At 34.3% G+C, this 277-nt stretch carries 1 protein-coding gene; it reads right to left on the reverse strand.

Annotated features, from left to right (window positions below; translation table 11 throughout):
- Positions 1 to 34: 34 nt before the first annotated feature.
- A partial coding sequence (locus AABA86_RS34390; RefSeq protein ID WP_338309912.1) for a hypothetical protein occupies positions 35 to 277 on the reverse strand: 243 nt, incomplete at its 5' end.

Here is a 277-nt window from a genome sequence, read left to right on the forward strand (position 1 = left end):
AGTGAATTAAGAATACAACAATAATACCTTAAGATCATCCCAAATTGAATTTTTTTGAGTCTACATCTACCAACCGCCACTCATCTATTAAAATACTACAAGTACTTCGAGCAAGATATGCTGCATAACTCCTAAACTCATTTGAATTTTCACCAATACAATCCCCAGTTTGTGGATCAAACTCAATCTTCAAATTCACACCTGTTTTCCGAACTTTGGCAATTTTAAGCATCTTAGTGCAACCTCTAACCATTCTCTTTTTATCTTCACTAGACGA

Origin of the sequence: Bradyrhizobium sp. TM233, from assembly GCF_036247965.1 — a bacterium.
GTDB classification, from domain to species: Bacteria; Pseudomonadota; Alphaproteobacteria; order Rhizobiales; family Xanthobacteraceae; genus Bradyrhizobium; species Bradyrhizobium ottawaense.